The sequence below is a fragment of the Gimesia maris genome, from assembly GCF_008298035.1.
Taxonomy (GTDB): domain Bacteria; phylum Planctomycetota; class Planctomycetia; order Planctomycetales; family Planctomycetaceae; genus Gimesia; species Gimesia maris.
The window spans coordinates 4,472,230-4,498,089 of record NZ_CP042910.1 but is presented as its reverse complement, the minus strand read 5'-3'; the positions used below and the strand labels follow the sequence as shown (position 1 = coordinate 4,498,089).

At 51.5% G+C, this 25,860-nt stretch carries 17 protein-coding genes and 1 tRNA gene; 3 read left to right on the top strand and 15 right to left on the bottom strand.

Translation table 11 applies throughout. The features are described 5' to 3' along the window. The first annotated feature begins 28 nt into the window (after positions 1-28). A complete protein-coding gene (locus tag GmarT_RS16430) occupies positions 29-1,288 on the top strand; it encodes a tyrosine-type recombinase/integrase (protein ID WP_149302975.1) in 1,260 nt (419 codons plus the stop codon). Positions 1,289-1,291: 3 nt separating this feature from the next. Here the strand turns inward: GmarT_RS16430 and GmarT_RS16425 are convergent. Both GmarT_RS16425 and GmarT_RS16420 read right to left on the bottom strand, forming a co-directional pair. Beyond that, positions 1,292-1,364 (bottom strand) — tRNA-Lys (locus tag GmarT_RS16425). A gap of 271 nt (positions 1,365-1,635) precedes the next feature. Beyond that, on the bottom strand, positions 1,636-3,219 hold the full coding sequence (locus tag GmarT_RS16420) for an aldehyde dehydrogenase (NADP(+)) (protein WP_002647475.1): 1,584 nt from the start codon (positions 3,217-3,219) through the stop codon (positions 1,636-1,638). 100 nt (positions 3,220-3,319) lie between these two features. On the opposite strand from GmarT_RS16420, the gene GmarT_RS16415 reads away from it, so the two are divergent. Further along, complete coding sequence (locus tag GmarT_RS16415) at positions 3,320-4,801, top strand: NAD(P)/FAD-dependent oxidoreductase (RefSeq protein WP_002647476.1); 1,482 nt, start codon at positions 3,320-3,322, stop codon at positions 4,799-4,801. 187 nt (positions 4,802-4,988) lie between these two features. On the opposite strand, the gene htpG is transcribed toward GmarT_RS16415, so the two are convergent. Then, the gene (htpG, locus tag GmarT_RS16410) at positions 4,989-6,899 is read right to left on the bottom strand and encodes a molecular chaperone HtpG (RefSeq protein WP_002647477.1); all 1,911 of its coding nucleotides are present in this window, start codon (positions 6,897-6,899) and stop codon (positions 4,989-4,991) included. Positions 6,900-7,194: 295 nt separating this feature from the next. On the opposite strand from htpG, the gene GmarT_RS16405 reads away from it, so the two are divergent. After that, positions 7,195-8,088 carry a TIM barrel protein gene (locus tag GmarT_RS16405; protein WP_002647479.1) on the top strand — a complete coding sequence of 298 codons (894 nt, stop codon included), beginning with the start codon at positions 7,195-7,197 and terminating at the stop codon, positions 8,086-8,088. 44 nt (positions 8,089-8,132) lie between these two features. Here GmarT_RS16405 and csrA read toward each other — a convergent pair whose 3' ends face one another. From csrA to GmarT_RS16345, 12 genes are all read right to left on the bottom strand, one after another. Next, positions 8,133-8,330 carry a carbon storage regulator CsrA gene (csrA, locus tag GmarT_RS16400; RefSeq protein WP_002647480.1) on the bottom strand — a complete coding sequence of 66 codons (198 nt, stop codon included), beginning with the start codon at positions 8,328-8,330 and terminating at the stop codon, positions 8,133-8,135. A 243-nt stretch (positions 8,331-8,573) separates the two neighbouring features. Further along, the gene (locus GmarT_RS16395; protein ID WP_002647481.1) at positions 8,574-9,365 is read right to left on the bottom strand and encodes an MOSC domain-containing protein; all 792 of its coding nucleotides are present in this window, start codon (positions 9,363-9,365) and stop codon (positions 8,574-8,576) included. A gap of 25 nt (positions 9,366-9,390) precedes the next feature. Further along, the gene (locus GmarT_RS16390; protein WP_149302973.1) at positions 9,391-10,869 is read right to left on the bottom strand and encodes a hypothetical protein; all 1,479 of its coding nucleotides are present in this window, start codon (positions 10,867-10,869) and stop codon (positions 9,391-9,393) included. A 155-nt stretch (positions 10,870-11,024) separates the two neighbouring features. Beyond that, a complete protein-coding gene (locus GmarT_RS16385) occupies positions 11,025-13,550 on the bottom strand; it encodes an ABC transporter substrate-binding protein (RefSeq protein WP_002647483.1) in 2,526 nt (841 codons plus the stop codon). Next, positions 13,547-17,194 carry an outer membrane protein assembly factor BamB family protein gene (locus GmarT_RS16380; protein WP_002647484.1) on the bottom strand — a complete coding sequence of 1,216 codons (3,648 nt, stop codon included), beginning with the start codon at positions 17,192-17,194 and terminating at the stop codon, positions 13,547-13,549. Before GmarT_RS16380 ends, GmarT_RS16385 begins: the two co-directional genes overlap by 4 nt. 65 nt (positions 17,195-17,259) lie before the next feature. Continuing rightward, positions 17,260-18,423, bottom strand: a complete 1,164-nt coding sequence (locus tag GmarT_RS16375; protein ID WP_002647485.1) for a biopolymer transporter ExbD — start codon at positions 18,421-18,423, stop codon at positions 17,260-17,262. Between the two features lie 68 nt (positions 18,424-18,491). Continuing rightward, complete coding sequence (locus tag GmarT_RS16370) at positions 18,492-18,968, bottom strand: ExbD/TolR family protein (protein WP_002647486.1); 477 nt, start codon at positions 18,966-18,968, stop codon at positions 18,492-18,494. Positions 18,969-18,988: 20 nt separating this feature from the next. Beyond that, positions 18,989-19,645 carry a MotA/TolQ/ExbB proton channel family protein gene (locus GmarT_RS16365; protein WP_002647487.1) on the bottom strand — a complete coding sequence of 219 codons (657 nt, stop codon included), beginning with the start codon at positions 19,643-19,645 and terminating at the stop codon, positions 18,989-18,991. 22 nt (positions 19,646-19,667) lie between these two features. Next, positions 19,668-20,567: a hypothetical protein gene (locus GmarT_RS16360; protein ID WP_002647488.1), complete on the bottom strand. Its 900-nt coding sequence runs from the start codon at positions 20,565-20,567 to the stop codon at positions 19,668-19,670. 38 nt (positions 20,568-20,605) lie between these two features. Continuing rightward, positions 20,606-22,306 carry a HEAT repeat domain-containing protein gene (locus tag GmarT_RS16355; RefSeq protein ID WP_044238809.1) on the bottom strand — a complete coding sequence of 567 codons (1,701 nt, stop codon included), beginning with the start codon at positions 22,304-22,306 and terminating at the stop codon, positions 20,606-20,608. A 219-nt stretch (positions 22,307-22,525) separates the two neighbouring features. Further along, positions 22,526-22,894, bottom strand: coding sequence for a MazG nucleotide pyrophosphohydrolase domain-containing protein (locus tag GmarT_RS16350; RefSeq protein ID WP_002647490.1), 369 nt, complete (start codon positions 22,892-22,894; stop codon positions 22,526-22,528). A 38-nt stretch (positions 22,895-22,932) separates the two neighbouring features. Next, the gene (locus GmarT_RS16345; protein WP_002647491.1) at positions 22,933-25,836 is read right to left on the bottom strand and encodes a tetratricopeptide repeat protein; all 2,904 of its coding nucleotides are present in this window, start codon (positions 25,834-25,836) and stop codon (positions 22,933-22,935) included. Between the last annotated feature and the right edge of the window lie 24 nt (positions 25,837-25,860).

The following is a 25,860-nucleotide window of genomic DNA, read 5'->3' as shown; positions in this document are numbered from 1 at the left end:
CCTTTTTCTCAGAAGTAAGGGGGTTTCGGTGATAAACGTTTATTTGAGCAAGCAGAAGAATAGCAAAAACTGGTATATGCGGTGGGTTGATCCAGAAACAGAGCGAGAACGATGGGAAAGCACCAGAACCAATATCAAGCGTGATGCAGAACGGATTGCCGGCCAGACTGAAAAGGAGTTGAACGAGGGAACATACTTCAGGCGTTCCACAATCTCATGGGATGACTTCCGTGAGCGATATGAGACAGAAGAGGCGGTCGCACATGCTGAACGGACTCAGCAGAAAATCAACACTGTTTTTAATTACGTGGAAAATCACTGCAATCCTAAGCGACTCGTAAGCATGAACGAGACAGCTATCAGTAAGCTGGTTAAGAAACTCAGAGCGCAGGGGCTGGAAGAGATCACAATCAAAAACAGTCTCGGACACTTGAAAGCCGCTTTCAACTGGGCAAAGACTCAGAAACTGCTTGCCAAGGTTCCCGACTTCCCGAAGTTCAAACGGGCGCGAAGTAAAAAGGTAATGCGCGGACGGCCCATTACTCTGGAAGAGTTGGAACGAATGATTGAAGCCATCCCCGAAGTGATCAAATACCCGGGGGAAAGCGAAGCCAGCCAGCAGAGGAAAGCCGAGATCGTAGCGTCATGGGAGTTCTATCTATGGGGCTTGTGGTTCTCCGGGCTGCGGTTGGAAGAGTCTTTAAAACTGTACTGGGACAATGAAGAGGGTATCTGTATTGATCTGGACGGGGAATATCCGATGTTCCGTATCAGGGCAGAAGCCGAGAAGGGCAATAAAGACCGTCTGTTGCCGATGACACCAGAATTCTATGAGTTCCTGGATCAAGTCCCAGAGGATGAGAGAACCGGCCCGGTATTCAATCCACAGGCAATGAGACGACATAAAGACCGGATGCTAACGACTTCCGTTTCCAATGTGGTTGCCGATATCGGGGAAAAGGCTAATGTCATGGTTGGGGACAAAGGAAAGAAAGATAAGAAGACCGGCGAACGAAAACCCCGCTTTGCGTCAGCTCATGACCTGCGGCGGGCGTTCGGGTTCCGGTGGTCGCGACGGGTTAAGGCGTTCGAACTGAAAGAACTGATGCGACATGAGAACATCGCGACGACTCAGGAATACTACCTTGAAGAGAACGCACAGGATACAGCCCGTTCTATCTGGGATGCCTGCGAGGTAAACCGCCGTAGTAGTTTACGTAAGAGTTCCCAAAATGACGACAAACAGGGAAATGAGGCAAGTTCTAAAGTGTTGCCAGATAAGAAGTAAGAATGAGGGCGCAGGGATTCGAACCCTGGACCTACGGATTAAAAGTCCGTTGCTCTACCAACTGAGCTACGCCCTCATTTAGTCTTACTGTATTGGATACGGCTGGATCTTGAAGCGTTGGAATTCGCTTGCTGTTCTCGACAGGCCGTTTGTTGACTGAGTCAGGATAATAGCAACACACACGCTGACTACACAACATTACGGGCAAAAAAAATCATTGTAAATTCATATTTTCTCAGTGCTTAGTCCTATAGAGGCTTCTGCGACGCAGCAGGTTCGCCGATTCCCCGCTCTGAACGTTTCTGAACTGCTTTTCCTGCTGGCATTGTCGCCTGGTTGCCCTGACATTATGCCTCGTAGTCAGCCTGTGTGTACATTCCGTCAATATACCGCCACAGCTTGCCGTTCGGGTTTTTCGGTTGTAACGCCTCGGGAAGACGCTGCGGGCGAACGTTGTCGTAACACTGCAGCATCGAAAAGCGGTGGATGGCGGCGGGAATGCCGACCGAGGTGAAGACCGGGTGCCCCGTGGACGGGAAGGGGCCGCCATGGTTCATTGCCGGGCTGACAGCCACGCCGGTGGGCATCTTGTCATTCAGCAGGCGTCCCACTTTCTGACGTAAAGCGGGTGCCAGTTGTTCGTACAGGCCTTCATCTTCACCGCCGGTATGACTGTAAATGCAGCCAGTGAGGTTGCCTTCCAGATATTCGGCGATCTGCACCAGCTGTTCGTCAGAGTCAGCCACGACGATCAGCGAGCTGTTTCCGAAGGCTTCTGACTGCAGGGCTTCCGGATTTTCCAGGAACTGGCTGCCACTGACTTTGAGTAAGGTGTTTGCACAGGAGAAGCCGGGGCCGTCGGTCTGCAGGCCGCCTGTGACCAGTGTCGCACCGGCAGACTGGATGGCGGTAATGCCGGACTGGAAGCCGCGCTGCACGCCTTCTCCCAGCAGAATGCCCGCGGGGGACTCTTCGAATTTCTGTTTGACTGCTTCAATGAAGGCGTCGGCGGTTTCACCGGCTTTAATGGCGACCAGACCGGGATTGGTGCAGAACTGGCCCGTTCCCATCAGGCAGCTACCTTTGAATTCTTCAGCGATGTCAGCACCCCGTTCGGTCAACGCGCCGGGCAGGATGAAGACCGGGTTGATGCTGGAGAGTTCCAGGTAGGCTGGTTTGCCGGCTTTGTCTGCCGCTTCTTTGATCGTGAGACCCGCACTACGTCCGCCGGTATAGCCGATGGCACCCATCAGGGGATGCGACACCAGTCGGCAGCCATCGGCGTGACTCGTGCGATAAATCAGCTGAACGAAACCTGCGGGCATGTCGGTCGCTTTGGCAGCAGCATCAGCGGCTTCCGCGAAGATCTGCGTGGTTTTGGGGTGTGAAGAGTGACCCTTGGCGATCACCGGATTTCCCGCAGCGACGGCAGCGGCGAAGTCACCGCCGGCGATGCTGTTGAAGGCAAAGGGAAAATTGTTCGGGCCAAAGACCGCCACCGGACCAATGGGACCAAACATGGAACTGATTCCGGCAGCCGTGTCGATGGTGGGTTGAGTCCAGGTACCTTCGCGGGCATGCGCGGCTGCCTGGCGCAGTTGGTTGGTCGTGCGGGGAAGCTCGCCGTCTCTTAAGCGGGGTGATTCGGGATAGCCTGTCTCTGCATGCGCGGTTGCGACCAGTTCATCGGTTCGCTTTTCGATCTCGTTGGCGTAAGCTTCCAGGAAGGCGGCGAAGCGCTGTCCCGACCAGCCACGCATCGCTTTTGCAGCGTCGGCAGCCGCTTCGAGCGCGGATTCGATTTCGTCCCACGGGCTGACAGGGAAGACAGGGTCCAGCGCTTCGGCAGTAGCCGGGTTAACAGCCTGGAAGCTGGTGGTGCCTGTAGAGGGAATCCATTGTCCGTTGATGAGAACCGGTTGTATCTGCATGATCTATCCTTCTGAACCTGCCTTTGAGTCAGCAATCGGTTAATATGTCTGCTGCGAATTGTTTATCAAACTCTGAATCAAGTAGAATCAATCCACTCTCATGCAGCACTTTGACGTCGTGATTCTGGGAGCCGGCTTTGGTGGCAGCCTGACGGCACTGTTGCTGGACCGCATTGGCTTGTCGGTCGCGTTAATCGACCGCGGAAAACACCCCCGTTTTTCGATTGGGGAATCGTCGACGCCCGCGGCCGGGTATCTGCTGCAATCACTGTCCCAGAAGTACGATCTTCCACAATTTCAGCCATTTTGCAAGTATGGGACGTGGCAGCAGGCCTGTCCTGATGTCGCCTGTGGCGTCAAGCGGGGCTTCAGCTACTTCGTCCATCAGCCGGACCTGCGGTTTCAAACCGATACAGCGCATGGCAGCGAACTCCTGGTGACAGCGAATTTGAGTGAAACGCTGGCAGATACGCACTGGTACCGGGCGGACGTTGATGAATTCTTCGCGAAGCAAGTCCAGAATTCGAATGTTTTGTACCTGGATCAGACGGAAATATTACTCCAACGGACAGACGGCTGGCAAATTTCAGGCAGTAGAAACGGTGAGGAAGTCTCTCTGCAGGCTGCGTTTCTGATCGATGCGAGTGGAGCCGCAGGTCTGGTGCCCCGCGCTTTAGGAATCAGACCGCAGACGGAGTTCGCCACCCGATCTCGCGCGATTTATGGACATTTCAGAGACGTCAAGCTGTGGGATGAGGTGCTGGAACAGAACCAGGTGGATCGCAGTGATTATCCGTTTGCCTGTGATTTAGCGGCGTTGCATCACGTGTTGCAGGAGGGTTGGATGTGGCAACTGCGGTTCAATAACGGCATCACCAGCGCGGGACTCGTATTGGACGAGCGACAAGCTGGCATGGACTGGCGGCAGATGCTCGCGCGATATCCGGCGATCGAGGCACAGTTTGCCGAGGCGTCTGTCGTGGGACCGGAGACGGGACTGGTCACCACAGGACGTCTGCAGCGGGGCTGGACACAGTGTGCCGGGAACGACTGGGCGCTATTACCTCACACGGCGGGGTTTATTGATCCGCTGCACAGTACCGGGATCGCGCAGACATTATGCGGTATTGAGCGACTGGTCTCTGTGTTGGAGCAACATTGGAAAACAGACTCGCGGGGAGATCAGTTAGCAGATTATTCAAAGTCGCTGCAAATAGAGCGGTCATTGATTGATGGGCTGGTGGCCTGTTGTTATCGCAGCCGGTTTGATTTCAATCTGTTTACGGCGAGCACGTTGTTTTATTTTGCAGCGGCGACCAGCTTTGAGCATCAACGCAGCCAGGAACAGAAGCAACCGTTATTTTTATGTGCCGATGACAGCGAGTTCGTACGAACCGTCGATCGCTGGTTGCAACTGGTGTCAGATTGGGAGCAGCAGCCCCGGTTTGCGAAAGCGGAAATCAGGCAGGCAGTCGAACAGGCGGAACGGATGCTGGCGCCGTGGAATCGGGTGGGACTGTTCCAGCCTGCAGTACCCAATATGTATTACTACACTGCGGCTCCAGAACTGGAACCGCGGTGAGCAAAATACGACTCAGTAGCGTTTCTGAATTAGAACGCGTGATAGTTAATGTGAGATAACCGCGGCTAACGCCGTGCGGCTGATTTTTTAACAGCAATTAGCCGAAGGGCATTAGCCCCGGTCATCTCTGATCTCGGTGTGATCGTATTCCTGAGAAACACACTCAATACGAGACAGTTCGCGTTCCCTAAGTAATAATGGGGGAGCGTTTCTGCGCGAGTTCTTCCATCATACTCTGAATGTTCTCCGTGATCTGCTCTGGACTGGTTGCGATGCCCGTCATCAGGGACGCATTCCAGAACAGCTGTCGCCCGCATTGTTTGATGAAGGCGTGCTGATCGTTGTTGGAGGAAAGCGTGCAGAGGCGTTTGATCAGTTCGGCGTCGGGGTTGATTTCCAGAATGCGTTTGGTTGTCGGGAAATCTTTGTTGCCCATGCTCAACACTTTTTGCAGCTGAGAACTGATCGCACCTTCCGGCATGACCAGGCAACAGGGGCTGTCGGTCAGACGATCGGATTTCGTGACCGACTCGACATCCTCTTTGAGCTCTTCCTGGAACAGGGAAAGGACCTTTTCGAACTCGGGTGTTGCAGGTTCTTTGGTTTCTTCCTTTTTCTCTGCGCTTTCTTCGGAGTCATCGTCTGCTTTTTCTTCTCCGGGCAGTTTGACGTCGGACGAATCGATGGAAACGATGTCATGGTCGGAGAACTTTGCCAGGTTGGACAGGACGATTTCGTCCATCGGGTCTTCCAGGTAGAAGACTTCGATGCCTTTTTTGCGGAAGATTTCCAGGTTGGGATTACGGGCGATTGTATTGAAATCGTTTCCGCCCAGGTAATAGATCTGCTTCTGGTCTTCGCCGGCCCGTTCCAGGTAGGCTTCCAGTGAAAAGAGTTCGCTCTCGGAAGACCCTTTGGAGGACGGGAATCGCAGCAGCTTCGCGAGGGCGTCGCGGTTTTCAAAATCGGTGCCAATGCCTTCCCGCAGGACGCTGCCGAACTGGCGATAGAACTCCAGATATTTTTCTTCGTCGTCTTTGGCGATGGATGCCAGGTGAGAGAGTACACGCTTGGTGAGCACTTTTTTGATTTTGCGGAAAACGGTGTTGTCCTGTAGCGATTCACGCGAAATATTTAACGGCAGATCCGCGGAATCGACGAGTCCGTACAGGAATCGCAGGTATTCGGGGAGCAGGTCGCGGTTATCATTCTGAACGAGGATGCGTTTGGCACACAGGCTGATGCCATGTTCGGTGCGTCCGAAGCCCATCAGTTCCATGTTGTTCTGCGGGCAATACAGGATGCAGTGGAACTGGAACGGGGAATCGCTACTGAGGTGCAGATGCCAGCGGGCCGAATCTTCGCCGTTGTGGGCGAGGTACTGGTAGAACCCGTCGTACTGTTCCTGGGTGAGTTGATTTTTGGGTTCGATCCAGATCGGTTTCTGATCATTGACAAGTTCTTCGCCGATTTTGATCGGGTAGGGGACGAAGGTGGAATATTTTTTCAGGATGAATTTCAAACGCGTATCGTCGGTATACTCGTCCAGGTCTTTGCGCAGATGCAGGCGAATGGATGTACCGCGCTGCAGGTCGGCCTGGGATTCGATGGTGAAGGACCCGGTTCCATCCGATTCCCATTTATAACCGGTCTCATCCTGGTAACTGCGCGTGAGAACTTCAACTTTGTCGGCCAGCATGAAGGCAGAATAAAAGCCGACGCCAAACTTACCGATCAGGGAGACTTCTTCTTTCTGATCACCGGCGGCTTTACTCAGAAAGTCCAGGGAACCACTGTGGGCAATGGTGCCGATGTTTTCGATTAATTCATCGTGCGTCATGCCGACGCCGTTATCGGTGATCGCGAGGACGCGGTTTTCGGAATCGGGCTCGAGACGGATTTCCAAGGGCTGATCGTCTTTGGCAGATTCATCGGTCAGCGAGATGAAGCGGAATTTGTCTAACGCATCGGAGGCGTTTGAAATGAGCTCCCGGATCGCGATTTCCCGGTTCTGGTAGAGCGAGTGTGAGAGCAAATCCAGAAGTTTTTTGATTTCGGCCTGAAAGGTAAATTTTTCGGGTGCGGTTTTTTCGTTCATGGTCTTACTCGGAATCAAATGATAAAAAGTCAACAGTCGTTTTATTGAAAAGCGGGAAAGAAACAGTTTTCCCGCTGACAGTACGGATCCTGACCTGTTTTATAAAAGGAATGAGTTTTATTGTAAAGCAGACGGCTCCCTCTGCTTGTGTGGTTGAATCAGAAATCATCAGAAAGTTGTTTGTAATCTCTCTCGTGAATCAGTAATAATAGGTAAGATCAAAGAGACGGGTAGGGAACTGACTTCTCTCAGTGATCAGGAACTACCGTATTAATATACTCTGGAGAATGCACTCATGGAATTTTACTCACGTCGTGACTTTTTGAAAACCGCTGCAGCCGGAAGTACTCTGGCGTTAGGCTATGGTTTGTCGAGTTCCGTGTTTGCAGAAAAGAAATCAGCGAAACAGGCCCAGTATGGTCTGGTCACTTATCAATGGGCCAAGGACTGGGATCTGCCGACCCTGTTGAAAAACTGTGAAACAGCGAATGTTCTGGGGGTCGAACTGCGTACGACTCATGCCCATGGTGTGGAACGCACTTTGACAGCAGATCAGCGTAAGGAAGTTGCGAAACGGTTTGCGGACAGCCCGGTGACGTTAGTGGGAATTGGCAGCAATGAACGCTATGACAGTCCCGATCCGATTGTATTGAAGAAGGCAATTGCCGATACGAAGGACTTTATCAAACTCAGCCACGATGTCGGGGGAACGGGCGTGAAGGTGAAGCCCGATTCTTTCCATGTTGGTGTTCCGGAAAGCGTGACGATCGAACAGATCGGAAAAGCATTGAATGAACTGGGCGAATATGGTCAGGGCTTCGGACAGCAGATTCGGCTGGAAGTGCACGGCAAGTGTGCCCATCTGCCGACGATTCGCAAAATCCTGGATGTGGCCGTTCATCCGAATGTGGCAATCTGCTGGAACTGCAATAAGCAGGATCTGGAAGGAGCAGGGCTGGCTGCGAATTTTGCGATGGTTAAAGATCGCTTAGGTGCCACGACACATATTCACGATCTGATTCATAACCCTTACCCGCACAAAGAGTTTTTCGAGTTGATGGCAGGCGCAAATTATACGGGTTGGCTGATGCTCGAAGAAGGTAAACTGCCCAAAACAGACACAGTGGCTGCGTTAGCTGAGCAACGAAAAGTCTTCGATAAAATGTGGGCCCAGGCACAGGACAGCTGAAAACAGCATACGAATGCCCGATGACATGACAGGAAAACGACTGCTTACGGAGTTTCGCAGTTGGTGTTGTCGTGCTCGCTCTGTTCTTTAATGGCGGCGTAGACTTCTTCCCGATGTACGGTCACATCTTTTGGTGCTTCAATACCAAGTCGCACTTTATCGTTTTTGATTTCAATCACCATTAAAGTGATGGAATCTCCAATAATGATCTTTTCGTCTTTTTTTCGGCTGAGGACAAGCATCGCGATTCCCTGCGAATAGTGGGGAGAACATCTTCGTTAAAAGCTTCCTCTGAGTATGAAAAAATTATCATGTTCAGAAAAAGCGACACCTGAAACTTAGCGTACTGTTTTCAGGGTGTCTGCTGCGATCTTGTAAAAAAGCAGGGTATTCCTGTAACCGATTCGCTTTGAGAAGCAGTTGTAGCAGTTGTGCCGTTTGTAATCTCTCACTTTTGGGAGTCTGTTCGGATTATAACTCAGGCCTCAATTCAGGATTTTCAGCGAATCTCCCACATGTAGCCGTAAAGAAACTGTCTTTTGTGAAGCAGGCAGCCTGGTGTTTACAGCCAGTCGGTACATGTTTTCAAACAGGTTGAGATCTCCCCATGTCGGAAACGTTTCCCGGCGTTTCTGAATAAACGTTTTCATGAATTGCGGGTCAGGCTCTCCCGACCAGGGCGAACGGGAAGGAACCACACAGCGTTTACAGGGGTTCGCGCCCTCGAACATGACAGGGCCGACTTGAAACTGCACCGGGGGAGCTTCTGCTGAATAGAGACGATCTTCACAGAAGGGAAGGTCGCCCGTGAATTCCAGGTTGGCGCGAAAACGGAGCCGCAGTTCTTCGACTGAAATCTCCGGGAACCACTGTGCCAGTTCTCCGTACGTTTGCGTACTGATAATGGTTGGTCCTGATGCTGCCAGGTCATCCGGAAAGCCGGTCTCACGATTCTCCTGAATGTGGATTTGGGAATGAAAATAATCGCTGAACCAGGTTTCCAGTTTCCGTCGGTCCTCCTGAAGCGAAAAATGCACGGGTTCAGATGACTGCTGTGGGGCGGAAAGCAGAACTGATTGTTCTGCGAGATCAAACACTGCACGGATCTGATGAATCGTCGGGTACTGTTTTCCGTTGATCAGTTTGCCGGACTCATCGAACAGCGCAAACTGGCGATCGCCTGCCAGTGCACCGTCGGGGAGGAGGTCGGCCTGCTCAACGTAGACCGGATCAAGAGATTTCACGGGATAGACTGCGATCGAAGAGAGCGTCCACATGGTGTTTGTTTTTCAGTCTGCGGTTTCAGCGATTTCTGTTATTACCTGACAGTTGCTTTAAATCCTGGATTTCGGTTTTTAGATCTATGATGCCGGTGGGACTTAGAAAACGGTCGATCCGGTCACCGGTTTCGCGACAGAGGCTGGCAATTCTGGCCTGTGCGGTTCTATTATTTTGCGCCTGCGCTGCTTCCACTGCAGAGATCCGAATGGCGTTCAGTTTATCCAGAAAATTCTTTCGTGGAGAAAGTTCACTCTCCAGTTGCCGGATACCTGTATTGACTTTATCCCAGTCCTCGCTTTTAGCCCATCTGCGAATGCGTGACATTTTCATGGAAAGTTCGGCCACCGCTTCGATCAGTTCTCCATTGAGCACTGCCAGTTCACCCTCTACACCAAGTCGAATTCGGTCATCGGGAATCTGGAGCGAGATCTGTGAATCAATGCCAGGCAGATAGGGGACGTTCGCAACCAGTGCTTTACCGCTGCGAATATACAGCCAGATCAGCGGCTGTTCCGGATCTGCGTCGATCGCAATTGAACCGCTGCGATTGGTCAGGAATTCAGCGGTCACATAATCGGGTTCTTTCAGCGGTTTTCTGGTCTCCTCGCTCTCTTTTTTTGCCGCAATCTGCAGCTGACGAACCTCCTGCGGGTTGAGGGGTGAGAGCTGGACTTTCATACCGGCGTAAGTTTGGGTCGAAGTCCCCCGCGGAATGAGTGACAATTCTGTTGCCTGGAAACGGGGCTGGACATGCAAGGCCAGTGTTTCAACCCGCCGCCGACTGCCGGCCAGAATTCCTCGCAATCCGGATGTAACAGAGCAGGTCGCATGTTTGCGATCCACTTTTTCAATCTGGAGATAGGTCCAGGGGACAATCTGGATGTTTTTGACTTCCCTGTCACGATTCAGATAGCGAAAAAATGGTAGAAAGAAGGAGTTGTTTTTCACAGTGGCAACTTCGGGATCGGGGGTGGGGAACTGGCTGGCCTGCTCGCTGACGGTCACCAGTTCTCCCTCAACCGTTTCAATGCTCACGACAGAGGAAAACAGATCACGCAGTAAATCAAACGTGGTTTCCGCCAGGAACAGTTTTTCATAAGTGATTTTCTCAGACAGCGGGCTGAGACGCTGCGAATAATAGTCAAACTCTCTGCCTGAAACACGATAGCCAATACCTGCCGGCTCAATGGTAATCAGAAAGAGTTTCTCAAATGGTTGAGACGGGTAGCGTGCGAGGATCTGTTCCGGCTGCAATCGTGACAACCCGATAGAAGTGCAAAGTGGTAACCAGCGATTTTCGAAGATACCTGTATTTACATCCTGCAGAGGAACACCGGATTCATTCAGCTGCCATTTTTCTCCCACGGAACGTTCGATGATCTGAGATAACTTTTGATGCAACTGCTGACGTTCAAACTCGTCGAGTCTGGATTCCGGATCGCAGGCGATTTCGATGCGGGTACGGTACGGATTCAGACTGATATGCGTGTTCGTATCCACGCTTGTCTCAGCTGCCGCTGCCTGTGCATATAGCGTTTTCGTTTCGGGAACGAAAAGGATCCCGAGTATGAGAATACCGCAATATAATTTCAAACCTGTAAACGGGGCCATTATTTTCCCAAAGATTCAACTGAGGAAGCCAAAAGTGACACGATCTATTTCTGAGTAAACGATTCCACATCGGGGTAGAAGGGTTCCGGTATCCATTGCTCTATGTTGTCATAAAAATTCAGGGGACGATCGGCATAACCTTTGATGTTCTTACGAAAGACATGAAACTGGTCGATCTCCCAGAGCGGAATAATATGTGCCATCGAGTAGAGCTGCTGCTGCAGTTTTTTAATGAGTGCCGTTGCCGATTCCCAGTCTGTGGCTTCATCAAGTTCAATGAGCGAGAGTCGCATCCAGTCCGGGAGGATTTCCAGTGATTCGATTTGTGCGCCTTTGCCCACCGTCAGAAAAGGCCAGAGCTCCATCACGGGTTCTGTCATGGCGACCGTACGGTAGACGATATCCCATTGCAGATTTTCTTTTCCGGCTTCAGCAGTATTCGGTATCAATACGACCTTCAGTCCGATCTGGGACCAGGCTTTGATCATTTCCTGGGCTGCTGCCTGTGCTTCTGGATTGGGATCACACAGCATGCGCAGCGTTGGAAACTTTCCCCCCAGTTTTTTTTGTGAAGCCACGGCCAGTGCGACCGCGAGTGGGAAACGGTATTCGCGTTGAGGAACCTGCTGGTTATAAACCTGCAGTCCGGTGAAGTACGGCGCGGTAATCAGGCGACCGTTCAGCAGTCGAGATCCCTGGAGCAGGGTTTCAGATAAAATCTTTTGCCGGTCGATGGCGTATGCCAGTGCCCGTCGCAGCTCAACGATCTCCATCGGTTTGCTCTCGGGGTTAAACTGCAGAACGTGGGTGAGGGGAATCGCACTCTGTACGACATTGAACTCCTGGCTATCCTGAAAATAGGAAACCAGCCTGGCCGGCAGAAAAGCGAGCGCCGAGACTTCTCCCAGCAGCAAACCCTGGAACGATTTTTCGAAACTGGGATAGGGGACCTCATTGATCTGGGCAACACTGTATTCCCGCTGGTCAGCTGGTTCGGGTACGGCTCGCCTGTAACTGACAATCCCTTCGTGCTGGTGATCGACTATAAAGCGACTGGAGGCGAGGATTTCATCCCCGGCCGGTGATGTTTCAGACTCCGATGCGGTAGAGATATTCTGCCAGATCGGGGGGGAATCCACGGGGTCGGAGAGCAGCCATTCCGTACGCAGGGGGACACGATCAAAATAAACCCGGAATGTGAAGGGGCCCGTCGATGAGACCGAACGGACATAACTGTCAAATCGTTCGTCGTATTTCGCAGTACCGGGAGTGATTTTCTCTCTCAGGTACGTCGTGATATCAGCAGCAATTAAAGGGGGGTGCGACTCCCAGGGAGAATAGGACTGTCGCAAGATAAAGTCAGCACGCCGTCCGAGGTCGGTCGGTTCCCACTGTTCCAGAAAACGGCTTTGGTAATGAGGAGTCTGGTTGACTCTGGTTACCTCAAATAGCGGGATTTGAGTTAACGTGCGATGGCGGCGGGTCGATTCACGCTCGAGAAAATAAGGTGTTTCTTCCAGTGCGGTTTCCAGCACGCCCACATTGATTACCGGATAACGCTTCTGGTATCTCAACAGTGATTCGCGAAGCTTTGGATTGGCGGGCCAGATGACCACTGCGGTAGACACGGCGTGTATCGCCTGTGGATACTGCTGCTGACTGGCGGCCTGTTCCGCCGCTTTCAGTATTGAATTCGACTCATTGAGGAAGGCGGTTTTCCATTTGGTCACAGTTTCCTGTTGCGGGAACATTAATTCGAGACGTTTCAGATAGTAATGCGCCTTGCGATATGCTTTTTCCTGGACCGCCTGTGAGATCATCACATCAATGATTTCACCAGCGAGTTTACTCAAGCCGGGATATTTGGGGGCGCGACTGTGGAGATCCTGGACATAAGCCAGGGCATTGAGATATTGTTTCGATTGTTGTTTATCCTGCGCTTCCAGCAACAACAGCTGATTCTGCCGCTGATCAAAACCAGGCCAGTCTCGATGCTTCCGGTCGAGCACCAGCAGAAGTTCAAAAGCGGTTTTCAGGTCTTTCTCCTGAAATAACAGATCGATTCTTTTGATGATCTGGTCTTCATGATGAATGACTTCTTTTACGCTTTTTCTTTGAATCTGATATTCCGGGTTTTCTTTATCATCGACGAGGGTGATCTGAATAAAATTCATGTCCGCCCGCATTTTGCGCTGTTCGTCAATTTCCTCTTTGCTTTTGGGTTTCGGCCAGTTGTAGCTTTCTTTAAGGGCAAGATCGAGCTTTCCCAATGTATCAGGTCGGGGATAGATCGGTTCGACGACCAGCACGGAATCATTTTCGAGCACTACCCAGTCAACCGGTGGTTTCTTCAGCAGTTCTTCTACAGTTGGGATCTGCATCTCTTCCAGCTTGGGAAGAATTTCCACTTCGTTACTGTCTGAGTCTTCGTTCTTCGTTTCTTGCGTGGCGGAGCCCGGTTTCGTGTCTGCTTTTTTCTCATTTTGAGCGATGGCAAACGGGCGGTCCACGATGAACGAATGTCCGAACAGAACAAGCAATGTCAGAAAAAGATTTCGATATGTCCTCATAGCGACGCCTGACCTTTCTGCTGCAGTGCCTGGTCAATTCGATAGAGGCTGCCATCCATAGTTGGTACCAGCAGAAAATTCTCAAGATTGACTACCGAACCGCTGGCCGGGAGAGGCGCGACGAGTTCGGCTGAAACTTTTCCGGTCTGTAAATCGACAGATTGTACTTTTCCATTCTGCAGAGAAAGCAGGAGCTGGTTCTTAATGATCGCAGGGGGACCGGCCAGAGAGGCGTCTGGTAAATCCAGATTCCATATTTTCTCGAGTCCCTGGTTGATATTAAAGCAGCTTAATTTCTGTTTTGTTTGTACAAACAGAAATGGATCAATTAACCGGAGATCGCTGGTTGCCGGGCTGGCCAGCTGCAGTTTGGCCTTTGGTTGCAGCGACTTCAGGTCCAGCAACTGCAATAAGCCTGACGCATCAGATACCGCCAGCGTGTCTTTTCCGATGCCTGCCTTGAAATCGATCGGTTGCTTCTTGTCAATGACGGAAAGGACCGCCAGGTGGCGAACCGGGCTGGTACGATATTGCAGTGAGATGATCTGGCCGGACGATGTGATGGCAATGCATTGATCTTTGTCAGACGGGATCAGCTGTTTCCAGCTCACGCTGGCATCGACATCGTCCGGCAGCACATGCTCCAGCACGGAATCCAGTCCACGACCTTTGCGGTAGACTGCGATACTTTTTCGAAATGGCAATGCAATCCCATCGCCGATCAGCACGGGGGGCGCATCGAGGGGTGACTTTAAATCAATTGTCTCTTCCAGTTGTCCGAACTGGTTGAGGATCCAGAGAGTCGGCTGTGGTGCACCGCAGTAAACTGCTGTTTTCCCATTCGACAGACGGCTTGATTGCAGCGGTCCTTCCAGCGAATCGGGGAGCTTGAGTTGCGTACTGGGCTTTTCTTTGAACGGTGATTGTGTTGATTCAAAATCGTTCTCACGCAGGCGGAAAATATCACCATCCGAAGTGATGCAGACCAGCCCCTGTTGATCGCCTGCACCGTAGGGATAGGTTGCGACGATGTCGGTTCCCAGAATGGACTTCCAGGTACTCGACATTTCATCGCGATTGGCGATGCTAAAGATGACGGAATTGGATGAGAGCAGGCGGCGGGCCAGGTAGAGATTGTTTCCGATCAACTGCATCGGCTGTGAAGCCAGGCCGTCCGCGATTTTTTTCTTGTCCAGTGTGATGCCCGTGTTCTGGAGCGTGAATTTACGTAATGCAGAACTGCACATCCAGAGTTGACCACCAGAGCCTGCAGAAAGGTAGATCTGGCAGGAAAGGGGATCCTGTAACTGAGCTGATGCGATTTCGCTCAGCTTGCGTTTGCCCTCTTCGTCTGTGACAGTAAAAGCAGTAATGCGTTCCGGAACGGTCGGAAAGAACATCTGTTTGCCGCGAAGGACAGGGACGCTGTGGACCTGACCTTTGATCCGGACCTGTTCCAGTCCGTTGAGTGTTGCATTTTGTCCGTTTCCATCCAGGACATGCAGTAAGGCAGAGTCGGCACGATCGTTCTCACAAACCAGCAGCAGTTTGCCCATCGAGAGAATGGGAATACCGATCGTACCCGGGCGATGTCCGAGAGAAGCCACTTTCTGACATTCAAAGGGACGCAGGCTTACCAGGTAGATCACCGCTTCAAAACCGGCAACAGCAACAGCCTGTTCGCCATAGACCAGCCCCGGAGCGCCAACGAGAGGCTGGGCAAATTTAAGTTGAGATACGATATCCCCTTTTAACAGATCCAGATTGAGCAACTCACCTCCACTGCAGGAAATGACTATCTGTCCCTGGTACACCAGTGGTTTCCCGGTCGGGCGGGAGGGCATGGGCTGTCGCCAGACCAGTTTTCCGCTTTTCTGGGTGACACACAACAGTTCGTGCTGACGCGTATCGTACAGCAGTAGAGAAGGTTCACTGCCGGCGACCGTCAAGGGAGCAAACGGTGCATCCAGTCCCGTCGGTCGACGCCAGATGGGGTTTCCCGTAATGGAATCGATACCGAAGCAGCTGCCGTTGGCAGTCGCAAATACATTCCGACCATCGGAAACTTCATTCGACCGGGATCGCGTATGCAGCGTGAGCGTCACTGCCTGGGGAAACGGTTCCGGATAGTCTTCCGTCACTGCCGGGACTGCTGCATTACTGGTCTGCACCAGCGATTTTTCCAGATCCAGTATTTTTGTTAATACCGTTGCCATTTTACGATCATCTTTATAGTAGGGGTAACGATCGAGCAGGTGGCGCCTCTGTTCCAGAGCTTGCAGTGTTTTTTTCTGCTTAATGGATTCTTCTATTTGATTGACGGCGACATCAAAAACTTCTTTACGCAGAATTTCCGCCTCCGCTTTTTCATAGCCTGCTTTGATTCTGGCTAAGGCGTCTGCTGGGGGAGCATCGGGAGGGCTGTAACGCGTGAGGATCTTTTCTGCATTACTGGATACGACTAACAGATCGCGTTCTTTTGTGCGGCTGGCTGTTTCGACGGCTCCGAGCGCGATGCGCTGACCGTAGTCGACCAGCGTCGGATACAGTACTTTGAAGTCAGAATCATCACGGTGTTTTTTTATGAACTGATTCGTCGCTTCCAGCCCCCTGCTCCAGGCAGGTGTCGAGCCGGAGATTTCTTTTTCCACCAGTGATTCACTGAGCATGATCCGTGCTTCGTCGGCGTAGTCACTCTTGTTATAATTTTCCAGGAAATGTTCAAACAGTTGAATGGCCTGAGAATATTTACCAGCTTCCATCTCCTGGACTGCTGCATCGAAATGACGCTTTGCGGTATCCCGTCCAATGATAAACCAGAACGTTAAGGCGATTAATACCAGTAGAATGCTACCACCTGCCAGTGAAAGCACAAACGGGGAGCGGACCACCTGGCGTTCGCCCGGTCTTACTGCGTTACGGGAAGAACGTCGACGGACACGGTCTTTCAGAGAAAGGGGACTTTGTGCTTTCGAACGATCATCGTTAGCTGTCTCTTCCTCATCAGAGGCATGTTCACTGGAGCGAGCGAGAAACGTTCCGGCAGGTGTACCGCCAGTGGAATCAGGTTCTTCATAAGTCAGCATTTCCGCAGCGGAAACCAGGTCCAGGTCGTCGACATCCAGGATTTCTTCATCATCGTCCTGGAGAGTCTCTTTCTGTCTGGCAGATTTCTTTTTTGAGGATTTCTTCTGTTTAGGGGGTTTCTTTTCCGGGGGTGCCGTTTCTTCTTTGGGTTTGAGGGGGTTCTGTAAAACCAGTTCCAGTTCATCCTGGCTGACCGGTTTGAGGTCATACATGGAGCTTTCCGCATCTTCTGCAGCATCCGGCAGCGGTTCACTCAGATCAAGCAGGTCGACTTCATCAACAAACAGAATGTCCGCCTCTCCAATCCGAATCAGATCCCCATCCTTTAACAGGGACCGCCCGGACATGGTTCCGTTGATTTCGATACCGTCACTGGTCGCAGCGAGAACTTCAAAGCCTTTTTTGTTCCAGCTGATCCGGCACTGCATCGAAGCAACATTCTCATTATCTATCTGTAAATCATTGGAAGCATGGCTGCCGATCGAAACGGGCTGTTGTTTTGACAGCTCGATGATCTGATGTTTTCCAGACAGGAATGAAATTTCTAAACTTGCCATTTCAGATACTTATCTTTTTTGAAGGTCATAGGCGTGCATTGCAGGAGTGTTCTGACTGATACGGATCAGTCTTCAGGCCCCTTGTAAGAGGCGAGCCGGATTTTTTGCATCCCGACTTCATTCGCTGCATCCACAACCGCGACCACCGTTTCATGTCGCGCTGCTTTATGCGCACTGAGTACCAGTTCTGATTTTGGTTTTCCGTCCGCGTCGCGCCGGTCCAGAATCGCCTGGACAATTTCAGCAGGATTGGAGAGTTTGGTGTCGTCTACATAAATACCGTTATTATTGTCGATCTCGACGATGATGGATTCTTCCCGGAAGTCATCCAGTGTCTGCAGGGATTGGGAGACGCCATCCTCGTCCGGATTGGGTGGTGGCACCTGAATGCTTTTCTGCAGACTGAACGAAGCGGTGATCATAAAAAAGATCAACAGCAGAAACGTGACATCGACCATCGGCGTCAGATCCATCTCTTCAAATTCGGAATCGGCAGAACGGATTGAGAAACCATCGTCGTCGTCCTCATCGTCTTCTTCGGGGGGAAAATACTTTTTAACAGCCGTCGCAGTCTCTGGGGCTGTCTCTGTTGATGCAATGGGAGAAACAGCTGATTCTTCAGGCTCACGTACGATTTCACTGGAGACAGCTTCGGGCACTGATTCGAGTGGGATTTTCGGATCCATCACTTCCGGAGATACCGCTGGTTCACTCTCCGCGACTGGTTCAGTCTCCGGCTCGGCAGCGAAAGTATCATCGACTTCCTCTACCTGCTCCACTTCTTCTTCAAAAAACTCTACGGGAGAAGATTCAAGTTGAGGCGACTCCTCTTCCACAGGAGGTTCAGGTTCTTTCAACTCGTCAGAAACGACGGGCTCAGGCTGCGGGAACGATTCTGGTTCCTGTTCCCAGTCACCGGCGAGCAGTTCGTCCCAGCTTTCGCCGATCGGCCCCAGGTCGTCCAGGTCGTGTAGTAGCTGGTCCTGTTCTTCATCCAGAGGAGTGTCTGCGGCAGGAGTGGGGACAGTCTCTGGATGTTTTTTGCGAGGGGGGACTGGTGGTTCTTCCGCAGCGGGAGCCGTTGTCGGCGGATCAGTGCGCTTGTCCTCGCTCTCAAATGGTATGGTGATCCGGCTTCGGCACGCAGGACAGGCGACAGCCTTACCCGCTCTTTTGCTGGTAATGCTCAGCCTTTGACCACACTTTTTACAATAAAACTTGATTGGCATATGAGATTCAGTATTTGAGTACCTGTAGGAGTGTTCTCATCTGTATTACGTTCTTTCCCGCTGAAAAATCAGTTGTTTTTCTTCTCTTCAATTCCAATATAAAATTTCACGCCATCCACTTCGGTCACGGCGCGTGTGACCTCCTGTACAAATCCATGCGGAACACCACGATCCGCTTTGATAATGACATCCATGACCCCGTTCTGCACACGTTCGCGAACGCGAGCCGTCAGTTCATCCAGCGAGACTTCGGTTGCGCCGCCAGCTTCTTTCAACTCGATGACACTTTGACCGTTGAGTCCGTTTCCATCATTGTGAACCAGGACAATGGTGGAACCCCGCGTATCGACGCCGACACCGTGGCGGGCAACGGGGACATCAGAATCCTGGGTGGCCTGCATGGTTGAAGTGACCATGAAAAAAATCAACAGCAGGAATGTGACATCGATCATCGGCGTGATGTCGAGGTCGTTACCCGCTCCGGCAGCCGGACGCTTCTTCCAGCCATCGGAATCGCCGTTAAATAATGATTTCTTACGCGCCATGTTCTGTATACCTTAGTGAATCACGACTTACGAGAGTCTTCCAGGATCTCGAGAAATTCGCCCGTATGCTCCTGGACCGAATCCTGAAGTTTGCCGATTCTCACATGGATTAATGCCCCTGCCATGACCAGCGGAATCGCCACTGCCAGACCAGCGGCTGTGGTGAATAGGGCAAAACTGATTTCCCCCGCCAGCTGGCTGGGATCGCCACCTGATTCCTGCATGTTGCCGATTTTGTCAAACGCGTTGATCATCCCGATGACGGTTCCCAGCAGCCCGAGCATCGGGGCGCTTTTCACAATCGTACTGATCCAGGACATGCGATATTCGAGGTCAGCCAGAATATCCCGTTCAAACTTTTCAGCGAGCATCTGTCTGAGTTTTTTCGCAGGACGTTCCAGGTTCGCCATGGCTACCAGAATCAACTGGGGGACCGCCTTACTCCAGTAGGGGGGGGAATCGCAGAGGTTGATTACCGATTCATAATCTTTATTCTCGATGTCTTCGTGAATCTGATCGAGAAATTCATTCGCTGCATTTTGTGTCATAAAGCGTTTTTGTGAGATTTGCCTGACCAGCAGAATCACACAGAAAACACCGTACAGAGCCGTCAAACCCAGTGATACGTAGATGGCAATTCCGGCGGCATTTAATATCGGAGCAAGGGAGTAGTTCATAGTTGCCTGCTGATTATCTCATTTAATGGAAATAAGTTTGTCGAGTCACATCAAAGGTGTATCCGGAACGATTTCCGCGAACTGTAAAATAGGTTCTGCGGATTTCATCAAAGTTCTTATTGCGATACTTTTTTTCCTGCGTCAGTAACTGGTTTTCTGTCTCTTTGGGATAGAAGTGAAACAGGATGGCCCCGGTCACATCGTGCCCGGCTTTTTTAAAGAGACTGATATCGCTGGTTCTGCGCTCGCCTCCCTGCCAGGTCATGTAGAGTCGTTTTTCGTCGGTTCCGGAAGACGCAGTACGCGTCACGGGTTTATCTGATGACAGATTGGAGAGATAGACCATTTTGCCGCTGCGGAGCAGGGCCCCCAGTTCGATTTTGAAATAATCCAGTTGCCGGGCGTAATCAATCAGAGAGCCACGATCGGAGAATTTAATAAACCACCGCTGCTCGCGCGGCAGCCCTTTTTTGCCTGGTCCAAAGCCCAGCGCCCGTTTGCCTGTGCCGGCAGCACTCCCGACTTTACCCGAGTTGGTCAGATCGGTTTGCATCTGCTGTTGTACCTGCTGAGTGGCTTTGTCTGACAGCTCAACTACGCTGTCCAGCATCTCTTCTACCTGGTTTTCTTCGCTGGGGGTATCAACCTGGGACGGATCATCAACCGGATCTTCAGGCGATTCAACCAGCAGTTCCTCATCGGGCGAGCCATCTTCGGCTCCACCCGACAGGTCAATCATCTCTAAAGCCACTTCGTTTTCGGTCTGAGGCAGGCGATTGGTGAACCAGACAATGGAGAGCCAGAGGACAGCGATCACCAAAGCCAGCACAATTGCGATCAGCGACGAACTCACCTGGTCATACTGGGTAACCCGCATGACCGGCGACTTGCGATGATCTTCTTGTGGTGGTGCCTGTGCCATTGTATGTAGCGAATCTCTAGGAGACGAATTGATTGAGGTTATTTCGACGCGGGGAGCTGGTTGAGCACTTCGTAGAGGTTGAATTTTTCTTCAAAGGGTTTGATGCTGTTATACCATTTCTGCCAGCGTTTTGCTGTTTCATCTGACCACTGATTGACAATCTGAATCCGTTCTTTTTCATCCAGGCTTTCCAGAGTGTCTGCCAGTGGATCTTCGGGCATTCCCAGCCCTCTGATTTTTCGGCTGAGAGTACAGAGACCATTTCGCGCTTCAATGCGTACGCCTAAATCGGGATCTTTCAACGCATCAATCAGCCGCGGTGCCACAGTAAAATCATTGGTACGCGCCAGCGCCCAGATCGCGGTTCTGCGGACATCGGGTGAGCGGGCATCGATCAGTTTCAACACGCGTTCTTTCTGCTGGATCAGTTTCTCGCGATCACCCAGGGTGATGGTTTCGATCAGTGATTCCTGGGTGGCTTCCAGATCAGCATTCGCAGGATCTTCGAGTTGTGCCAGCAGCTCAGTGAGATCGCCGGACAGTGATTTACTTTCCACTTTGCCGTTTCGCATCTGAACTTCTGCAAGGTTTTTGGGCAGACCTCTGCCTCCTGCCAGCAGTCCGGATCCGACCGGTTCAGGTTGATACTTTCGGTGTAACGTTTTTCCGGTTGCCTTGGAAAGAAAAATAATCGCCAGGCAGGTGGAAGGAGAAATGTTCCCTACTCCATACCAGCTGCCGTCATCGCGCTGGGTCGTGAGCAGCTGTTGGGCTCCATCCGCATACCAGTCGTGCGGTCCCAGTTTTTTAGCATCTGCCAGCGCAGCGATTCGTTCCAGTCCATACAGGTAATAAATGGGCCAACCGGTTGGGTTACGGATGTTGTAATTCCTAATGACCCAGTCTCCCCCTTTTGATTTCGCATTTTCGATTGCACTTAATGGAATATTCGGTTTGGTAATCAGGTTCTTTTCATTGCCAACTGGCTTTTCTGCCAGTTCGACTTTCTCCAGAAAACCAAATCGTTTTTTTCTGATGCTCCCCGTCTGGGGATTGTCGGCCGTGCGCGGTTTTCCCTCGGGGTAAAGCATCAGGGAGATTACATACAGGCTGCCCGTGCCGGCGACCCCCATGGTGTGTTTGGCTGTCGCTTCGGAAGGTGAAGCCGGATGGTAACCAAATCCTCCATCTCGCAGCTGGGTTGTCAAATGCCAGCGTGCTGCCTTATCCCAGACTGCAGTGGGACACTGTACTCCGGCACGTTCCGCAGCCCAGAGTCCCAGAATGGCATATTGAGTAATACTGGTATCACCATTGTGCGGATTGTTACCTGGATAATACCAGCTGCCGGTAGAGTGTTGCGTCCTGATGAGGAAATCCACAGTGGTCTGAATCTCTGTCTGATATTTTTCCGGGTCGATCGCTTCGAGAACCATCAACTGGACTCCCGCGCAATAATTGTAGTCACGCCCCGGCTGGTAGATTATTTCCCCTTTTTCATTTTTCTGATTATGGTCGGCCAATATATTCTTGACGCAATTCTGAATATAGGGTGAATCAGGTGACTCGCCTGTTTTCAGGAGTGTGTAAGCTACAAATGCATTCAGACCACTGCGGCCATAATCAGGAGTATTTTTCAAAAATGCCACACCGCGCTGTATGGCAGCATCGATTTCTGCCTGGGGGGGTTGTGCGTGAACGATCGCCGGAATCAGGCTGCATAGAACCAGAGCAGGCATCCACACCTTCAACATGTGATTAATGTGATGTCTTACCGAATTACGAGAATCATCTGCGCAATATTTTACCATAGTGATGCGATAGCAATCTGAGATGAGAGATAATTGCTGACAGGAATCAGGAGTCACTACTTTCCACGCATGACTCCAGTCTAAATTCTACAGTGAAGCAGTGTCAATCTTTATGACTCAAATCTTTATGGGAATCGCATTTACGTTTCAGGGCTTCCAGGCCAGATCACAGGTACAAACGATCTGATGACAGCGGGGGCAGCCCTGAACATACTTGCGGGATACCGCCTGTTCCAGATCCACTCCCGCAACATTCGCCATGGTCGCCAGCCAGGCCAGCACATCGGCGAATTCCTCTTCCAGATTCTCCCGGTCCGTATTATCCCGCAGCGCCGAGGATAATTCTCCCACCTCTTCCATGAACCACATAAAGGTCCCTTCAATGCCCCGCGACTGATCTTTTTCGTAGAACATCTTATGGATCACCGACTGAAAGTCAGACAACGACAAGGCATTCTGCTGTTGCTTACCCTCATTGGTAGAGGCTGAAGAGGGGGGCTGGGGCGTTTCGCTCACAAGGGTTCCTTTAATTCAGTGTGCTGGGATTTTACAGTCTAAAGTTTGGCTTTTAATTCTCTGCCTGCTGCATGATCGGGATTCAGTTTTAACAGTTGCTCGACTTCGGTTTCCGCTTCCTGTTTTTTTCCGCTTTCAAATAAGGCATTCGCCAGTTGGTAGCGGGCTTCCGTGTTTTTTCCGTCGAGCTGCAGCAGAACACGATATTCGCGAATCGCCAGTTCAGGTTGCTTCAGCTTCAACGCCGTCTCTGCCAGGCATTCATGGGTCTCCGGGTCCAGCACATCGATCTGCAGCGCCGCCTGGCCCCAGTGAAGTGTCTCTTTCAGGTCTCCTTCACTCTGATACAGATACATTAACTCCTGCATACTGTCTACATCAGTGGGATCCAGGTGGACCAGTTTTAACAGTGCTTCTTTCTGTTTATGATCTTCTGTCAGGTGGCGATAGATGATCGCCAGTCCCTGCAGCCATTCCGTCTTATAAGGATATTTTTTGTGAGCCGCTTCGTAAATGGCTAATGCTTCCGGATACTGTTTCTGTTTCAGCAGGATTTTTCCTGCGAGACCCAGCAGTTCGACATCGTCTGTTTTCGCTTTCAATGCAGGTTGCATAATCGCCAGGGCAGCGGGGAGATCTTCGGAAAGCAGTTCCAGTCGAGCGATGGTCAGAGCGGCCTGTGGTTGTGCCGGATTTCGACTCAGAACCGATTGAGCCAGTTCCCGTGCCTCCTGTTTTTTGCGACGAGACAGCAGATTGGCTGCGTATTCGCCGGCCAGAGCCAGGTTTTTTTGATCCGCTTCGTAATCTTTCTGCAGTTCCTTGAAACTGCGTGTTGATTCTGTCCGGTAACCTTTCAGGGATGCGGTGATTTTTTTCAGATAGGCATGATAACGCTTCTCAAATTCTTCGAGACTGATTTGAAAACACTCTTTCACCGCTTCCTCTGTGGAACGCTGGTTCTGATACGACGTCAGCAGCTTTTTCAATGCGTCTTCGCCGAATTCTTCCACCATAAAGTCGGCACACAGCAGGCTCTGGCAGTAAGCGAAATTCCAGTTTTCCGATGACTTGGGCCTGACGAATACGCCGTCCAGTTCTTCCAGCGAATAGATTTCTCCTTTTGGAACACGCTTGACCAGCAACTGGTTGAACCGCTGCGGGCGGGCGCTACCTTCACTGCGTACTGCCAAAGCTTCTGTAAACCAGTGGGGAATTTTGTATTTCGTCTGCTGCAGGGTAAAAACATGTACCAGCTCATGTTTGAGAACACTGGCCCAGTTGAAGGGCTCTTTCATGGCCGTCGGTGAAGTCAACGCGACAACGGCCCCGGTAGAAGCGCCGATGGTCTGAATCCAGGGCAGGCCAATCATGCGGGCACTGAACCACTGATGGGCGCCCAGCCCTTTGGCATCGTGATAGATTTCAAACTGCGTTTTACCCGGCGGCTCATATCCGAACTGTGCGGCGAGTTCCGGGTAGATCTCTTCCAGGTAATCCGCCATGTACTGACCGAGGATCGCGTCGGCCTTGGAATCGTAACGAATCACAAAATGATCGGTGACGATGGCGCCGTATGACTCAAGGACGCCGAGCACTTTCCGCATATTGCTGACGCGCACATGGTAAGGGTCCGATTTGAATGCTTCGTCCAAGGTCTGCTGCGCCAGCTCTGTTTTTCCCATCTGCATGTAGAGCATCCCGAGTGAAGATTTGGGACCGGAAAGCTGAGGCATGAGGCTGATGGTTTTCAGGTAAGCGAATTCGGCAAACACAAACCGACGTTTCATTTCCATCAACTGGGCCAGTTCATACAGAAAGTAGCCCGGTTTTGGATTTTGTTTCAGCAGGTCTACAGTGAGCTTCGTAAAACGGGATGAAGTTGTTTTCGTTTCAGAATCTTCGTCAGCATTAAACAGTTCCGCCAGGGATTCGCGAGCGGGAACACCATCCAGCAGCAGATAGCAGGCCGCCAGTCTGGCGAGAACCAGCTGGCTGCGGGCATTGATGTCGGCTGCTGACTGCGCCGTTTTCAGCGCCTGTTGATATTGACCGTTAATCAGTTCCAGATCGCAGCGGGTGAGCAGCGCGTCGATTGACCGGGGATTAATTTCCAGTGCCCGATTAATCATTTTGACAGCCAGGTCAAAATCATGGCTTTCAATTGCGGAAAAGGCGAGGGCAACATAAACTTCAGCCGCCCGGGGATTGATTTTCAGAGCGGCGGTAAATTCGTCCGCGGCCTGGGGACGATTGTATTTCTCCTGCAGAATCGAACCACTGATGTAGGAAGCCTGCCAGGCCAGCGGATCGGCTTTCAGGGCATCCGGACAGACCGTATTGATGACAAAGGTAAAGATCTGCGACACACTGTTCCACCGTGCGTACTGAGTGGCCCCTTCCGCAATCTGCAGCAGTGTTTCCGCATCTTCAGGTTGAGCCCGGTTGTAATAGCGGACAAACCAGCGATAGCCTTCATTGGCTTCATTAATTTTGCCAGCATCGGTCAGCAGATGCGCCTGGATCAGGTGGGCCAGCGGCTGATCAGAATCCAAAGCCAGCGCACGGGCCACATATTGGTGAGCTTTGTTGTATTCTCCCGTTTCGTATGTGAGCCGCGCACCGACAGCGTGCAGAAGCGGCTGGTCGGGAGTCTGTTTAATCGCCGCCTCCAGCCTTTTGATGGCTGCGCTAGTCTTCCCCGTCAGCCGATCCAGTTCAATCAGTCCCTGTTGTAATTTCAGATTCGCTTCTGCAGTTTGCGGTGTGATTTCTCCCAGTTGTTTTGCTGCCTGGTCATACACTTCGCGCGATTCTTCATAGCGGCCATGCTGCTGATGTTCATAAGCTGATTTCAATAATTCTTTGACGTCGAGGGAATCTGTTTTTTCTGATGCAGACTGCAGTCGGGCGGGATTCGCATTTACACAGCACAAAAACATCAACGCCAATAACGGGTTTCTGCA

Bases quoted from the DNA above. Each gene is read 5' to 3' on its own strand.
- GmarT_RS16345 (WP_002647491.1), bottom strand. From the start codon at position 25,836: ATGTTTTTGTGCTGTGTAAATGCGAATCCCGCCCGACTGCAGTCTGCA.
- GmarT_RS16415 (WP_002647476.1), top strand. From the start codon at position 3,320: ATGCAGCACTTTGACGTCGTGATTCTGGGAGCCGGCTTTGGTGGCAGC.
- GmarT_RS16420 (WP_002647475.1), bottom strand. From the start codon at position 3,219: ATGCAGATACAACCGGTTCTCATCAACGGACAATGGATTCCCTCTACA.
- GmarT_RS16375 (WP_002647485.1), bottom strand. From the start codon at position 18,423: ATGCCAATCAAGTTTTATTGTAAAAAGTGTGGTCAAAGGCTGAGCATT.
- GmarT_RS16360 (WP_002647488.1), bottom strand. From the start codon at position 20,567: ATGGCACAGGCACCACCACAAGAAGATCATCGCAAGTCGCCGGTCATG.
- GmarT_RS16385 (WP_002647483.1), bottom strand. From the start codon at position 13,550: ATGAGGACATATCGAAATCTTTTTCTGACATTGCTTGTTCTGTTCGGA.
- GmarT_RS16370 (WP_002647486.1), bottom strand. From the start codon at position 18,968: ATGGCGCGTAAGAAATCATTATTTAACGGCGATTCCGATGGCTGGAAG.
- csrA (WP_002647480.1), bottom strand. From the start codon at position 8,330: ATGCTTGTCCTCAGCCGAAAAAAAGACGAAAAGATCATTATTGGAGAT.
- GmarT_RS16365 (WP_002647487.1), bottom strand. From the start codon at position 19,645: ATGAACTACTCCCTTGCTCCGATATTAAATGCCGCCGGAATTGCCATC.
- htpG (WP_002647477.1), bottom strand. From the start codon at position 6,899: ATGAACGAAAAAACCGCACCCGAAAAATTTACCTTTCAGGCCGAAATC.
- GmarT_RS16405 (WP_002647479.1), top strand. From the start codon at position 7,195: ATGGAATTTTACTCACGTCGTGACTTTTTGAAAACCGCTGCAGCCGGA.
- GmarT_RS16355 (WP_044238809.1), bottom strand. From the start codon at position 22,306: ATGCCTGCTCTGGTTCTATGCAGCCTGATTCCGGCGATCGTTCACGCA.
- GmarT_RS16395 (WP_002647481.1), bottom strand. From the start codon at position 9,365: ATGTGGACGCTCTCTTCGATCGCAGTCTATCCCGTGAAATCTCTTGAT.
- GmarT_RS16380 (WP_002647484.1), bottom strand. From the start codon at position 17,194: ATGGCAAGTTTAGAAATTTCATTCCTGTCTGGAAAACATCAGATCATC.